The 15,459-nt window shown below is 35.3% G+C and carries 12 protein-coding genes; 3 read left to right on the top strand and 9 right to left on the bottom strand.

All coding sequences use genetic code 11. The annotated features are described in order from the left end of the window. Positions 1–45: 45 nt before the first annotated feature. On the top strand, positions 46–1,305 hold the full coding sequence (locus tag N4T20_RS13605) for an OmpA family protein (protein ID WP_260669677.1): 1,260 nt from the start codon (positions 46–48) through the stop codon (positions 1,303–1,305). Positions 1,306–1,595: 290 nt separating this feature from the next. Here N4T20_RS13605 and N4T20_RS13600 read toward each other — a convergent pair whose 3' ends face one another. The 4 genes from N4T20_RS13600 to clpB all read right to left on the bottom strand — a co-directional run bounded on the left by N4T20_RS13600 (position 1,596) and on the right by clpB (position 7,307). Next, positions 1,596–2,486 (bottom strand): carbon-nitrogen hydrolase, encoded by an 891-nt coding sequence (locus N4T20_RS13600; RefSeq protein ID WP_260669676.1) that lies wholly within the window; start codon positions 2,484–2,486, stop codon positions 1,596–1,598. Between the two features lie 185 nt (positions 2,487–2,671). Then, positions 2,672–3,088, bottom strand: a complete 417-nt coding sequence (locus tag N4T20_RS13595) for a hypothetical protein (RefSeq protein ID WP_260669675.1) — start codon at positions 3,086–3,088, stop codon at positions 2,672–2,674. Positions 3,089–3,433: 345 nt separating this feature from the next. Then, a complete protein-coding gene (locus N4T20_RS13590; RefSeq protein WP_260669674.1) occupies positions 3,434–4,312 on the bottom strand; it encodes a DUF808 domain-containing protein in 879 nt (292 codons plus the stop codon). A gap of 397 nt (positions 4,313–4,709) precedes the next feature. Continuing rightward, positions 4,710–7,307 carry an ATP-dependent chaperone ClpB gene (gene clpB, locus N4T20_RS13585; RefSeq protein ID WP_260669673.1) on the bottom strand — a complete coding sequence of 866 codons (2,598 nt, stop codon included), beginning with the start codon at positions 7,305–7,307 and terminating at the stop codon, positions 4,710–4,712. A 206-nt stretch (positions 7,308–7,513) separates the two neighbouring features. Here clpB and ytxJ point away from each other — a divergent pair, with 206 nt between their 5' ends. Continuing rightward, positions 7,514–7,903 carry a bacillithiol system redox-active protein YtxJ gene (ytxJ, locus tag N4T20_RS13580; protein WP_260669672.1) on the top strand — a complete coding sequence of 130 codons (390 nt, stop codon included), beginning with the start codon at positions 7,514–7,516 and terminating at the stop codon, positions 7,901–7,903. A gap of 83 nt (positions 7,904–7,986) precedes the next feature. On the opposite strand, the gene N4T20_RS13575 is transcribed toward ytxJ, so the two are convergent. Both N4T20_RS13575 and N4T20_RS13570 read right to left on the bottom strand, forming a co-directional pair. Further along, positions 7,987–9,150 carry a hypothetical protein gene (locus N4T20_RS13575; RefSeq protein WP_260669671.1) on the bottom strand — a complete coding sequence of 388 codons (1,164 nt, stop codon included), beginning with the start codon at positions 9,148–9,150 and terminating at the stop codon, positions 7,987–7,989. Beyond that, complete coding sequence (locus N4T20_RS13570; RefSeq protein WP_260669670.1) at positions 9,147–10,148, bottom strand: DUF2157 domain-containing protein; 1,002 nt, start codon at positions 10,146–10,148, stop codon at positions 9,147–9,149. The genes N4T20_RS13575 and N4T20_RS13570 overlap by 4 nt, the downstream gene beginning before the upstream one ends. A 225-nt stretch (positions 10,149–10,373) precedes the next feature. On the opposite strand from N4T20_RS13570, the gene N4T20_RS13565 reads away from it, so the two are divergent. Next, on the top strand, positions 10,374–11,690 hold the full coding sequence (locus N4T20_RS13565; protein ID WP_260669669.1) for a T9SS type A sorting domain-containing protein: 1,317 nt from the start codon (positions 10,374–10,376) through the stop codon (positions 11,688–11,690). Between the two features lie 87 nt (positions 11,691–11,777). Here N4T20_RS13565 and argH read toward each other — a convergent pair whose 3' ends face one another. From argH to argB, 3 genes are all read right to left on the bottom strand, one after another. Beyond that, on the bottom strand, positions 11,778–13,058 hold the full coding sequence (argH, locus tag N4T20_RS13560) for an argininosuccinate lyase (RefSeq protein ID WP_260669668.1): 1,281 nt from the start codon (positions 13,056–13,058) through the stop codon (positions 11,778–11,780). 168 nt (positions 13,059–13,226) lie between these two features. Then, positions 13,227–14,297, bottom strand: coding sequence for a M20 family metallo-hydrolase (locus N4T20_RS13555; protein ID WP_260669667.1), 1,071 nt, complete (start codon positions 14,295–14,297; stop codon positions 13,227–13,229). Positions 14,298–14,589: 292 nt separating this feature from the next. Beyond that, positions 14,590–15,363, bottom strand: a complete 774-nt coding sequence (gene argB, locus N4T20_RS13550) for an acetylglutamate kinase (protein ID WP_260669666.1) — start codon at positions 15,361–15,363, stop codon at positions 14,590–14,592. Positions 15,364–15,459 lie beyond the last annotated feature (96 nt).

The following is a 15,459-nucleotide window of genomic DNA, read 5'->3' as shown; positions in this document are numbered from 1 at the left end:
TTTGTCTATGAGTTTAAAATAAAAAACAATTTAATTTTTGATATCATGAAAAAGAAATTAGTATCAGTATCCTTATTATTACTATCATTTGCTGCAGGCGCTCAAAATATGGCTACCACTTCTACTAAACCTAACGTAGATCAAGAATACAACAAATGGTCGATCGAACTGAATGGCGGGGTTAACAAACCAACCAGAACAATGACTCCAGGCTATACTACAGAAACATTAAATTTTTTCCATGGAGATTTAGGTGTAAGATATATGTTTAGTCCGAAATTTGGTGTAAAATTAGATGTGGGTTACGACCAATTTAAAGAGAAAAAAAATACTCCCGATTTTGAAAGCCGTTACGTTAGAGCAAGTTTACAAGGAGTTATCAATGTTGGCCGCGCTTTAAACTTTGAGACTTGGACCAATACAATCGGGCTTTTGGCTCATGGTGGTTTCGGGGTTTCTCAAATTAGCACTGAAACAGGATTTGGAGGCCAAGATTATATGGCTCACGGAATTGCCGGTTTAACAGGGCAAATCAGATTAAGCGACCGAGTGGCTTTAACAGGAGATCTTACCGGAATTGTAAACGGTAGACAAAACTGGAACTTTGACGGAATGGGCAATACTTCTACAGGTGCTTTTGATGGCGTTTTATTAAATGCTTCTGTTGGTTTGACATTCTATTTGGGTAAAAACCAGAAACACGCTGACTGGGTTGGCGAAGAAGATAGAATTAGTGAATTGGAACAAAGAGTGGACTTAATCGAAACTGGTCTTATCGACACAGACAAAGATGGAGTTGCTGATTTGTACGATTTAGAACCAAATTCTATCGCTGGAGTTGCTGTTAACACAAAAGGGCAGTCTATCGATACCAATCAAAATGGTGTGCCTGATGAGCTAGAAAGCTACTTAGACAAAACTTATGAAAAGAAAGGAAGCGGAACTGCTACAAACAATACTGTTGAAGAATTAATTAATGGCGGTTACGTAAATGTTTATTTCGATTTCAACTCTTCGAAACCGACAAACGCTTCTTTATCTGGTGTTGATTTCTTAGTGAAATATTTGAAAAACAATCCTGGAAAATCGGCTGATATTATTGGTTATGCTGATGAAATCGGAAATTCAAACTACAACACTGAATTATCTAGAAAAAGAGCTGAGGCTGTGAAAAAAGTAGCAGTAAATGCTGGAATTGATGCTTCTAGACTGAACGTAATTGCTAATGGAGAAGATACTTCTGTTAACAAAAATTCTAAAGAGGCACGTCAAATTGTAAGACGAGTTACTTTCCAAGTGAAGTAATCTAAATATAAAGCTAAAAACAAGAAAAGGGGCTGTTTCAGAAATGAAGCAGCTTCTTTTTGTTTTAAAAAAATATGTCCCTCCGTTGGAACTTTATATTGCAACCGCTACCCTTTTCTATAAATATTTCGCCTCTCCGAAGCTTTAAAAAAAAGCAAAAAGCTCCGCTGGAGCTTTACATTGCAACTGCTATTCTTTTCTATAAACATTTCGCTTCTCCTAAAGTTACAAAAAAAAAGAAAGAGCTATCTGCAAAAGATAGCTCTTCTTAATATCATAGATAAATTTAATTATTTATCGATTGCTCTTTTTGTGATGTCCCCGAAAGCATCAATTCTTCTGTCTCTGAAGAACGGCCAATTTTGGCGAACATTTTCTTGCAAATCTAAATCAACCTCAGCAATTAAGATTTCTTCTTTATCGTGCGAAGCCTGAGCTAAAATCTCTCCTTGCGGTCCAGCAATGAAAGAAGCTCCCCAGAATTGGATTCCTTCTGTTCCATCGATATACTTTTCTAGGCCAATTCTATTCGCTGCTGCAACGAAAACTCCGTTTGCTACAGCGTGACCTTTCATTACATTCATCCAAGCGCCATACTGATTTTCTCCGTATTGCTCTTTTTCTTTAGGATGCCATCCTATAGCTGTTGGGTAAAACAAAACCTCAGCACCTTTTAGAGCTGTAATACGAGCTGCTTCTGGATACCACTGATCCCAGCAGATTAAAGTTCCAACAGTTCCTTTTTTAGTTTCAATAGCTTGGAAACCTAAATCACCTGGAGTGAAATAGAATTTTTCATAAAAATGCGGATCGTCTGGAATATGCATTTTACGGTACAACCCTGCTTCAGTTCCATCAGTATCAATAATATAAGCACTATTATGATAAATTCCAGCCATTCTTTTCTCAAAGAAAGGAACAATAATTACTACTCCTAATTCTTTTGCCAATTCGCTAAATGCAATAAATGAAGTGCTGTATAGCGGTTCTGCTAATGCAAAATTATCTACATCTTCACTTTGACAAAAATAATGACTACTATATAATTCAGGCAATAAGATAACTTCTGCGCCTTGACTTGCAGCGTCTCTTACCCAGCTAATACATTTTTTAAGATTATTTTCGGCAACATCATTCAGATTTAACTGAATAACCGATACTTTATATTTTCTTTTCGGCATGACATAAAATTTAGAGTGCAAAAATAATACTTTTTAAAGGAATGACAAAGTTGATAACTTTTATATAACAACTAATAGCTCCATATTAATTGATTCAAAATTAAAAGCCATTTCGCAGCAGTTTAAAATTTAAACTTTTGCAAAACGGCTTATAAACCTAAAAATAATCAAACTAAGAGTCTAGGCTATTCTATCACTACTTTTTTAGTCAAGAATTCTGTTTCTGATTTTTTGAATTTAATTTCAAAAGTGCCTTTTGTAGCAGACTTAAACTTATAAACAGTTTTTTGCGGATCTGGCACTTGCATCGTACAAGCTCCAGTAGCTGGGTATTTTGCAACTACCTGTAAACCTTTTTCTGTTCCTATTGTCACTTCTGAGATTTTATCAAATTGTCCACAGGCATTATCTATAATATAAGTTACATCATAGCTTAGCTCTTCATTTACTTTTCCTGTCTCCGGCCCTTTAATTTCTGTTACTAAAGCAGCCTTTTCAGTTGGAGCTGGTGTTTTATCGTTATCATCGTCGTTACTGCATGAAACAAATCCAATTGATAAAAATAATACTACTAAAACTGATTTTAATCTAAAACTTTTCATATAAAATAATAATTAATTGTTAATTACTATGAAGATGTCGCTTAGTTGCGATGGTTGCTTGAGATAAAATGTTAAAAAAAACAATTAAAAACTAAACAACTAAAAATCAACAACTTATTCAGTGTAAAATTTTAAAAAAAATGCTGCTATTTCTCATGAAAATAAAAATTTCTAGCTTAGCCCCGATAGAAACGGCATCCTTTTTCCTGCTGGCAGCAGCAGGGAAAAGATAGAGTTGATAGCGGGAGCGAACTTTCTTTTGAAAACGATTTGAACTGCTCCAAAAACAAAAAAACACCAGCGTTAACTGATGTTTTTTCTTTACTGTTTTTTATCTAGGCTTAATTAAGCTGCTTTCTTTTTAAAAATCTTTTTGAAGATATTTACAATTCCCAAGACAATAAAACCAATGATAAGTCCGATTGCAAATTCTTTTATAATGGACGGAAAGTTTGGCAAAAGATGGTGGAAAAACTCGATATTGTGAACAAATAATCCGCCTGCAACCAAAATTAAGGCAATTGTACCAATAACAGTCAATGCTTTAATCACTTTTGGAAGCGCTTGAACCAATATATTTCCAATGCTTTTTAAAAGGCTTTTTTCTTTTTTGCTGTGCTGAATCATTTTGAAGCCCACTTCATCCATACGAACAATAAGCGCCACAATTCCGTAAACTCCAACCGTAGCAATCACTGCGATAATTGAAACCGTAATAATCTGCGACAGCAATGGCTTCCCGATTACAGTTCCCAAGGCAATAATTACAATTTCTACCGATAGGATAAAATCGGTTACAATTGCTGATTTTACTTTGTCTTTTTCGATTACTAAAATTTCTTCTTCAGTAAGCACTTCATCAGTTATTCCTTCTGATTCTTCGTGTGCATGAGGAACTATAAATTCATAAATTTTCTCCGCACCTTCGTAAGCCAAAAACAATCCTCCCAATACTAAAATCACCATAATGGCAATTGGAAAAAATGCGCTTAACAAAAATGCAATTGGAAGAATGATAATTTTGTTTAATAAAGAACCTTTGCTAATTGCCCATAAAACAGGAAGTTCTCTTGACGAAGCAAATCCAGAAGCTTTTTCAGCATTTACTGCTAAATCATCACCAAGAATTCCGGCTGTTTTTTTGGCTGCAACTTTGCTCATTACGGCAACATCATCCATAATTGCTGCGATATCATCTAATAGTGCGAAAAAACCTGAACCCATTTTTTAAATTTATTTTTAGTGATGCGAATCTAGACATTTTGACTTAATCTGCCCAATAATATTGCATCAAAATTTATTCTTTTTATTCGTCTTTTTCTGAATAGAATTTTTAATTGCACTGTCCTAAAAGAACCCACAGAATTATAAAAACTATAATGGTTCCGAAACATCCTCCTCCTAGTTTTTTGGCGCCGTATCCTGCCAATAATCCTCTGAAAATATTATTCATATCTTTAATTTTTAAATTAATAATTTGCTGATTTTTACAAATTTAAAATTGAATATTTATTCAAAATTTATTGTTATAAGAATTGCGCAAAAAGTTTCAGAATTCACGGGCAAAAAAAAAGCACCAGCTTTAATGCTGATGCTTCTTTAAGATTAACTAAAAAAAAAATTATTTTGCGGTCTGGTTTCTAAAAACCAATTTGCCATCGAAAGCATCTAACAAAATGATACTTTCTGTTGTTATGTTTCCTGCCAGAATTTCTTTTGACAATTGATTTAAAACTTCTCTTTGAACAACACGTTTTACAGGTCTTGCTCCAAAATGAGGATCGTAACCTTTATCTGCCAGATATGCGATAGCTTCTGGAGTAGCATCCATTGTGATGCCTTGCAGAGCCAGCATTTTGGTCACGCTCTTCAACTGTAAACCTACAATTCTTGAGATATTCTCTACTGTAAGCGGCGTAAACATTACAATTTCATCGATACGGTTAATAAACTCAGGACGAACAGTTTGTTTTAACAATCCTAAAACTTCGTTCTTAGCTGCTTCTGTTGCCGCTTCAACGCTACCTTTTAGGTTTTCAAATTTCTCCTGAATTATATTACTTCCCATATTTGAGGTCATAATAATAATTGTATTTCTAAAATCGGCCAGACGTCCTTTGTTATCTGTCAAACGTCCCTCATCTAGAACTTGCAATAAAATATTGAAAGTGTCTGGATGCGCTTTTTCGATCTCGTCTAACAGTACAACAGAATAAGGTTTTCTACGAACGGCTTCTGTCAGCTGACCTCCTTCATCGTATCCAACGTATCCTGGAGGCGCACCAACCAAACGGCTTACGCTGTGACGCTCCTGATATTCGCTCATATCGATACGAGTCATAGCATTTTCATCATCAAAAAGATATTCTGCCAAAGCTTTTGCCAGCTCGGTTTTACCAACTCCGGTTGTTCCTAAGAACAAGAATGATCCCACAGGTTTTTTCATGTCCTGCAAACCGGCGCGGCTTCGTCGCACAGCATCGCTCACCGCTTCTATTGCTTCTTCCTGCCCTACTACACGTTTGTGCAATTCGTCTTCAAGATGCAATAGTTTTTCTCTTTCTGTCTGAAGCATTTTGGTTACTGGAATTCCAGTCCATTTTGCTACAACTTCTGCAATATCTTCTCTGGTAACTTCTTCTTTGATTAAAGAGTTTCCAGATTGGAATTCTAACAGCTGTTTTTGCAAAGTTTCTTGGCGTTCCTGCGCTTCTTTAATTTTTCCGTAACGAATTTCGGCTACTTTTCCGTAATCGCCTTCACGTTCGGCACGTTCAGCTTCATACTTAAAGTCTTCAATTTCGTGTTTTACCGCCTGAATTCCGTCAACGATATCTTTTTCAGATTTCCATCTTGCATAAATTTCGTTTCGCTCTTCTTTCAGATTGGCTAAATCTAGGTGAAGGATTTTTAATTTACTTTCTTCCTTTTCACGTTTAATAGCCTCAATCTCAATTTCCAGCTGCATGATCTTACGGTCCAAAACATCTAATTCTTCTGGTTTGGAATTGATTTCCATACGAAGTTTCGAAGCTGCTTCGTCCATCAAGTCAATCGCTTTATCGGGCAAGAAACGATTCGTAATGTATCTTTGCGAAAGTTCTACCGCTGCGATAATCGCTTCGTCTTTAATCTGAACTTTATGATGCGTTTCGTATTTTTCTTTAATTCCACGAAGAATCGAAATAGCACTTTCTGTATCCGGTTCGTCGATCAATACCTTTTGGAAACGTCTTTCAAGCGCTTTATCTTTTTCAAAATACTTTTGGTATTCATCTAAAGTCGTAGCACCAATTGCTCTCAATTCTCCACGAGCCAGAGCTGGTTTTAAGATGTTAGCGGCATCCATTGCGCCTTCGCCTCCACCCGCTCCTACAAGCGTATGAATCTCGTCAATAAACAACACGATATCACCCTCTGCAGCTGTAACTTCTTTTACAACCGATTTTAAACGCTCTTCGAATTCCCCTTTATATTTGGCTCCGGCAATCAAAGCTCCCATATCTAGTGAGAAAACGATTTTTTCTTTTAAGTTTTCTGGAACGTCTCCATCTACAATTCTATGCGCTAAACCTTCTGCGATTGCGGTTTTACCAACTCCCGGTTCCCCAATAAGCATCGGGTTGTTTTTGGTTCTACGAGTCAGAATCTGCAATACGCGGCGAATTTCTTCATCACGTCCGATAACGGGATCCAGTTTTCCTGTACGAGCTAATTCGTTTAAGTTTTTAGCATATTTATTCAGCGAATTATAAGTTTCTTCAGCCGAAGCAGAAGTTACTCTTTCGCCTTTTCTTAATTCTTCAATAGCCGCTTTTAATCCTTTTCCTGTAACTCCCTGATCTTTTAAAATCTGAGAAACTTTACTTTTTGAGTCAAAAATGGCTAAAATTAAATGCTCGATCGAAACATATTCGTCGTTCATTTTTTGTGCAATGATTTCAGCTTCATTCAAAGCTTTGTTTGCGTCTCTCGAAAGCATAACGTCGCCTCCAGAAACTTTTGGAAAACTCTGAATTGTACTGTCTAAAATTTGTAAAAACAATGGCACATTTACATTTAATTTTTTCAGAATAAATGGCGCCACGTTTTCATCCACTTCAAAAATAGCTTTGAAAATGTGTTCATTTTCAATTTGCTGCTGGCCATTTCGCTGCGCTAACTGCTGAGACAACTGAATGGCTTCCTGCGATTTAATAGTAAACTTATTTATATTCATATTTTTACGATTTTGATTGATTTTATTTGTTTGACATTTTATAAGATTAAAGTTACGATTTATTGAGGTACTTTTTTAACTCAAATAATTTAACTTTGCAATCAAATATTCAAAATATATTCCATAGCGTAAAAACAGACAAAATGGCGGTAAAAATGTTTTTTTTATTAATTTAGCACGTCAAAAAGTCATAAAACAAGCCAAACATGAGTTTTTTTAATTCAATCTTCGGAAGTTCAGAGAACTCAGAAGCAGCAAAAAGTAAAGTAAATTGGACAGAATTGACTGATATGCTTCAATTAATGGAAATAGAAGCGATCTCAAATGAAAAACCAGTTGTAATTTTCAAACACAGCACAAGATGCAGCATTAGCCGTATGGCTTTAAAACAATTTGAAAGAGAATATGATCTTGAAGGGGTTGTTGATGCTTATTTTTTAGATCTGATAGCACACAGAGATGTTTCAAACGAAATTGCAAGCAGATTTGGAGTGTATCACGAATCTCCACAACTGATTTTAATCAAAAACGGAAAAGCCGTTTACGATGTTTCGCACAGTGACATTGATGCGGAAGCATTGAAAAGCAAAGTGTAGTTTTTTTTTTCGCCACGAATTCACGAATTATTTTTTATAATCTTTGAAGATATAAATTCGTGAATTCGTGGCGAAAAAACAATTTAAAAATTTCCTTCTGACCCTCCACCGCTAAAGCCTCCGCCTCCAAATTCCATTGGAGAATCTGTTTTGACTTCTGGCTTCATTCCGAAAGTTGAAGCTACAACTAAAGCTTCTGCATTTAATAAACTATCTGAATGATTGATTCTATCGGGCTTAAAAGTCAATCCGCTCTCTTTTTCTTTTAATTTTCTAATTGAAAAGTAAGCAATTGCAAATAAAACGGCTCCGCCAAGCGTAAGCGCAACTTCAATCGGCAAAACTGAATGATAAAATCGAATGGTATAAATTGAAAATGCGATTGCTAAAAAACTAATCCAAAGCATTATCCTATCTTTTGTTTTTAAAGCCTGAACTAAATAAACGATTGGAACAATAAAAGTGAATGCGTAAAAGAAAAATGCAAACGGAATATCGGTTCCTGGTTTTACTTCTGCTCCTAAAAGTGCTGCTGAAAGTTCTCTTACAACCAAATAATTGCAAGAAAGGTAAAACAGTACCAGACAAAAACTATTTGCCAATAATAATCCGTTATAATAGTAGTTCTCCGTTAAGCGATTCATTATTTTTTTGGTCAAAAAGTAAAAAGCTCCTGCAAAAATCATGGCTACAAACGGCAGAATCGCTTTTCCGATATCTCCAAACTCAAACATTCCGTAAAACAAAAACGCAGTCGCCGAAAGACAGAACACAAGCATCGATAAGATATGCAAGTATCTCAAAAACATAAAAAGGGCTCCAACTGCTACGAAAAATGCAATAACAATTTCGTACCCTTCTGTTGTTACAGCAATTGCAACTCCTACATTTAATAGTGCTCCTAAAATAAAGGCATCGTCTAAACCATGATTATGGTAATTTTGATTTGCCAATAATTCCGTCCCTGCAAATCCGACTATTGCAAAAAGATAACAGCAGATTTGAAAAAAAGCATTTTCGGCACTTAACCCAAATACAGAGATTGAACCACAAACTGAACCGTATAATAAGCATCCAAGCAAAAAGAAACCTAACCTCACGAGGATATTATTCTGGCTTTTTAAACCTGACAGTTCTTTTTCTATAAATTTCTTCTGTTCTTTACTGATAAAACCTCCTTTAAATAACGAATCAGCTTCATCAGCCAAAATTCCATTATTTAACTTCTCCTTATTGTATGCTATCATTCTGAAATTTCTTTATGAAAGTTTTTAATTAATCTAATAAAAAGCACGATTGAGCCAACGAAATATGCGGGCAATACGAAGAAAAACAACTCCCAAATATCTGAGAAGTCAACGTTTTCAAAAACTCTAAACAAAAAAATGTTTCCTCCAATGTACGCGTAGACAATCATGAATACATATAAAGACATTACTCTATATTGATAACTCGCTTTATAGAAATAATATGTTGAGCCAGCTAAAATTATAGCAAATATCATCCATGTTAAAGTGTCATAACCTGTTAGATTGCTAATTGCCGCAATACTTACAATGTGCAGCGCAAAAGTGAGGAACACCAAACCAAAATGAATTTTGAGCGAAATTCGACGGCTATAGATTGTCCATAAAACCAATAAAACTCCTAACAACACTGCAGAATAGCTTAAACTCTGGCTTGCATACAAATTATTGCTGTCATTAAATATATCTTGTGGCGTAACCGAAAGCCCAACATAGGCAGCCAAACCAGTAATGGCTATTGTCAAAACACTTCGATTATCAAAATAGTAAGCACAAAAGAAACTCACCACGGTCGGCACTAAAGTCGCCAATCCGTAATGTTCTCCAAAAGGTTTGTATTGAAATTGAAGGTATCCGATGAAAATACAGGTCAGAATGTTACCTGCCAAAACTAAATACTCTAAAACAGGATGCTCAAACGTTGTTTCTGTTTTCTGAAAACCTTTAGAATTTTTAAAACAATAGTAAAAACAAACTGCAATCACAATTAAAAGCAATGACAATATTGCAATATGCCCTATAGAATCGATGTTTTCATAAATCAAAATTCCGATTCCCGAAGTAAATAATAAAACGGATAAATAAAGAAATAATTTTAATTCTGCGTTTAATGAAAAGATGTTTAAGTTTCGATACTCTTTAACTTCATCAAACTGATTTTCTGTAATTAAACCTTTCTCAAATAGTTTGAGCGTAGATTGTTCGTTAAATTTTTTCATTATGATTTTAAGCTAGTAAAATCAAATATATGTATTTAGCATGAATTTTCTCCTTATTAAAACAGAAAAATCCTGATTCTAACATTCATAATTAATATAAAAACAACAATTATAATTCTTGAAATCAAAACTATATAGCTAAAAAAATATAAAATCAATTTGAAATTATTTTAATTCTTTTACATTTGTGCAATCGATTACACAAGCCAATAAAACCATATTTAAATGAAAACAAAACTTATTCTATTTGCACTGCTTCTGCCTTGCTCCTTTCTGTTTGCTCAAAACTATTATATGAGTGCTCCAGAAGGATTTGGCGCTTCTGCTACTGGAGGCGGTAACGCAACTCCTGTAACGGTAACCACTTTAGCCGAATTAACTGCTAAATTAAAACTGACTACTCCACAGGTTATTTTAGTTTCAGGAACTATAAATTGCACCTACACCAGTCTTCAGGTAAATGACAAAACCATAATTGGGCTTCCGGGCGCAAGATTAGTAAATCTGGATCAAACGGCTGCAGGATCAGGGATTCTAAGTTTAAAAACAGGTTCGAATAATATTATCATCAGAAATTTAATTTTTGAAGGGCCAGGCGCTTACGATGTTGACGGACGCGACAATCTGACTTCTGAGGCAACCAACATTTGGGTAGACCACTGTGAATTTCAGGATGGAATGGATGGGAATTTTGACAATAAAGGAGCTGCAGATAATGTGACTGTTTCATGGTGTAAATTTACTTATCTAAAAGCTCCAAAAGCTGGAGGTTCTGGCGGAGCCGATGACCACCGTTTTTCTGACTTGGTTGGCTCTTCTAAAACAGATGCCCCTTCTGACGGACATTACAGTATTACTTTTAAAAACTGCTATTGGGCTGAAGGATGCAAAGAAAGAATGCCGAGAGCCAGAAATGCTGAACTTCATATTCTAAATTGCTATTACAATACTTCTGTTTCTGGTTCGCTTGCCATTGGTTTAGGTGGCGGAAGCAATAATACAACTTGTTATGTTGAAGGAACTGATTTTGCCAAAATTGGAACTGCTTTCAAAAATTACATAAGTACAGACGGCGGTACAATCGGAATTGCTTTTACAGATTGTTTGAATGCTCCTGCAAATTCAGGAACTACAGCAGCAAAACCTTCTTATACCTATAGTGTGTTGCCAATTGGAAATGTAGGAGGATATATTTCGAACCCGACTTGCGGCGCTGGGGCAACACTTCAAGTTACCGCTCAAGGTGTTTTATCTACGAGCTGCAATAATCTTGGATTAAACGATAATGCCAACAATCTGAATTTAAAATATTATCCATCGATAATTAATCGTCTTTTAAATATTGATTTTTCAAGTTCTGACAATGGTTTGGCAGAAGTAAATTTGTTCTCCTCAAATGGATCAAAAGTATATTCGAATTCCAAAAATATTTCTCCCGATGAGAAACTTGAGCTAAACGTCGGAAATCTTGCAAAAGGAATTTATATCTGTAAAGTTCAGTTAGATAATAAAATAAAGACTTTCAAAGTAATAAAAATCTAATTTCCCAAAATAAAAAACGGTTATTGACAACTCCAATAACCGTTTTTTTATGACTTTTGACTTTTGACTTACAAACTTTTGACTTACTTATAAAGCCGCTTTCATTTTATTTTTAATCGCGTCTAAGCATAAATTATTGATACTTCCTTCGTGCGTATGTTTGGTTTCTTTAGGAGATTTATATGTTCCTGCTTCCAATTGCTCTGCAACGGCTTTGTAAGCATCTCTAAACGGCATTCCTTCCACAACCATTTCGTTTAATGTATCAACTGTAAACAAGTAGTCGTATTTTTTATCTTCTAAAATATGATCTTTAACCGTAATATCTTTTATTGAAAATATAGCAATATCCAAACACGCTTTTAAGTTTTGAATCGCTGGAAACAAACCTTCTTTTAAAAGCTGTAAATCTCTGTGATAACCGCTAGGAAGATTGTTTGTAATTAAAGTGATTTCGTATGGAAGCGCCTGAATCTTGTTGCATTTCCCTCTGATTAATTCGAAAACATCCGGATTTTTCTTGTGAGGCATAATGCTTGAACCCGTTGTAAGATGCGCAGGAAGACCAATAAAGTCGAAATTCTGGCTCATATACAAACAAACGTCCATAGCGAATTTTGATAATGTTCCTGCAACGCTTGTCATGGCAAAAGCAACTGTTTTTTCTGCTTTTCCACGGCTCATTTGTGCTGCAACGGCATTGTATTTTAAGGTTTCGAAACCTAATTCTTTTGTTGTAAATGTTCTGTTGATTGGGAATGAACTTCCGTAACCTGCCGCAGATCCTAACGGATTCTGATCTACAATTTTTGAAGCCGCATTCAGCATCGTAACGTCATCAATCAAGCTTTCGGCGTAAGCAGAAAACCACATTCCGAATGATGATGGCATTGCGATTTGCAAATGCGTGTAACCTGGCAATAAAACATTTTGATGTTTTTCTGCCGATTCCATCAACAAATCAAATAGTGTTTTTACCTGTTCTTTTATTGCTTTTAATTCGTCTTTTAAATACAAATGAACGTCTACCAAAACCTGATCGTTACGGGAACGAGCAGTGTGGATTTTCTTTCCAGCATCGCCTAGTTTTACCGTTAAAAGATATTCGATTTTAGAATGCACGTCTTCAAAACTGTCTTCAATTTCGAAATTCCCAACTACGATATCGGCAATGATTTCGTTTAAGGCATCAACTAACGAAGTGGTTTCTTCCTGAGTTAGCAAGCCAATCTGACCCAACATTTTGGCGTGCGCGATTGAACCTAAAGCATCGTATTTTGCTAAAACCAAATCCAGTTCACGATCGTTTCCAACGGTGAATTGCTCGATTTGTTTATCTGTTGGTATTCCTTTTTCCCAAAGTTTCATAGGTGCTATTTTTTTTTTGCCACGACTCGAGCGCTAGCGAACTGGCGAAGCAATTCACGAATTATTTTTTTTCAAATCTTTGCGATTATTTTTTCCGAATTAATTAGAATTAATATTCCGTTTAGATAATAAAAAACAATTCGTGAATTCGTGGCGGTTTTTCTTTTCTTATAATTTAAAGAAATCAGTTAGTATTTTGATATATAAATCGACTCCTTCTTCAATTTCATTTACAAAAATAAATTCGTCTGCTGAATGCGAACGCAACGTTTCTCCTGGTCCTAATTTTAAAGACTGACAGCTCAAAACTGATTGGTCTGAAAGCGTTGGCGAACCGTATGTTGTTCTTCCTAAAGCAATTCCGGCCTGAACCAAACCGTGCGCGATTGGAATTGACGATGCATTTAAATGCATTGATCTTGGCGTCACTTCTGCATTTACATTTGATTTTACAACTTCTAAGATTTCAGCATTGGTATAACGGTCTGTCACACGAATATCGACTACCAAATCACATTCTGACGGAACCACATTGTGCTGTTTTCCTGCATTGATCTGTGTTACGGTCATTTTTACAGGACCTAAAACGTCTGATATTTTGTCGAATTTATAATTTTTAAACCATTCCATTACCGGAATTGATTTGTATAAAGCATTATCATCGTTTTGATGTGCTGCGTGACTTGCAGTTCCTTTTACTTTTACATCTAAAACTAAAAGTCCTTTTTCAGCAACTGCCAATTGCATTAATGTTGGCTCTCCAACAATCGCGCAATCCAACTCTGGCAAGTGTTTCAAAACACTATTTAAACCATTTTTTCCGCTGCTTTCTTCTTCGGCGGAAGCCACAATTACCAAATTATGTGACAAATTTTGATTTTCGTAAAAATGTACAAAAGTTGCCAGTAATGAAACTAAACAGCCTCCGGCATCATTACTTCCTAAACCAAATAATTTTCCGTCTTTTTCAATCGCTTTGAATGGGTCGTTTGTATAAGCCTGGTTTGGTCTTACGGTATCGTGATGTGAATTTAATAAAAGTGTTGGTTTGTTTTCGTCGAAATATTTGTTGAAAGCCCACACATTATTGTTTTCTCTTTTAAAAGGAATTTCATTCTGATGGAACCAATTTTCGATTAAAAGAGCCGTTTGATCTTCTTCACTAGAAAATGAAGGGGTTTCGATTAGGCTTTTTAATAAACTAATTGCTTCCTGAGTAAGCGTATCTATATTTTTCATTTTGTTGTGCTCTTGCCGCAAAGGCGCTAAGTCGCTAAGTTTTTTTTTTAAGATTTTACTTTCTTAACTAAATAATATGCGACATTTTTAATTTGCGCAAATTTCTAAAATTAATATTTAAAAGCACTGCGCAGTTCTGTTTTTTTGCCAGTAAATGCACGAATTTTCACAAATTATCTTTTTGTCATTGATTTAAAATCAAAATGAACTTTTTCATGTATTTTAAAAATTATTTTCTCTTTTTTAAACAGAAAAAAATTAGTGTCAATTCGTGTAATTCGTGGCTATATCTTTACAACGTAATTGTTGTATGCAGAATATCTGAATTTTGAAGCATTCTATGATGCCCAATTTTGATTTTCTGAACTCCTCGTGATAAACTGTTGAAGCAATTATCCAGTTTTGGAATCATTCCGGAATGGATTACTTTTTCTTCTTTCAGTTTATTGTATAATGTTTCGTTGATTTCTGTTATTACAGATGAATCGTCTTCTGAATCCTGCAAAACGCCTTGTTTTTCAAAACAATATGTAAGCATTACATCAAAAACCTCTGATAATGCGATTGATAATTCGCTTGCAATTGTGTCTGCATTGGTGTTTAGCAATTGTCCGTTTTTGTCGTGCGTAATCGCGCAGAAAACAGGCACAATTCCAGCTTCAAGTAAAGTAGCTAATAATTTGGTATTGACCTGTTTTACATCGCCTACAAATCCGTAGTCGATGGTTGGGTGGTTTCTTTTTACGGATTGAATTAAATTCCCATCAGCTCCAGAAAAACCAACTGCATTATTATCTTTTGCCTGCAATTGCGCAACAATATGTTTGTTGATTTGCCCGGCGTAAATCATGACCACAACATCAAGCATCGGAGCATCTGTAATTCGGCGTCCGTCAATCATTTGCGGAACCAATCCAATACTCTGAGCCATTTTTGTAGCTGATTTTCCACCGCCGTGAACTAAAACTTTATGTCCTTCAATTTTAGAAAAATCAGTCAAAAACTGTTCTAATTCTGCCGGATTGTCGATGATGTTTCCACCTATTTTTATTACTGATACGTTCATTGTCTTCAAGGTTCAAAGAGGCAGAGGTTCAAAGGTTCAAAGGTTTTCTCAAGGCTGTAAAACCTCTGTCCCTTTGCAACTTTGAGCCTTTGTATC

This window comes from Flavobacterium sp. TR2 (assembly GCF_025252405.1).
In the GTDB taxonomy this organism is placed as follows: domain Bacteria; phylum Bacteroidota; class Bacteroidia; order Flavobacteriales; family Flavobacteriaceae; genus Flavobacterium.
Note: the sequence above shows the minus strand (reverse complement) of the source record. Positions and strands in the feature narration are given on the sequence as shown.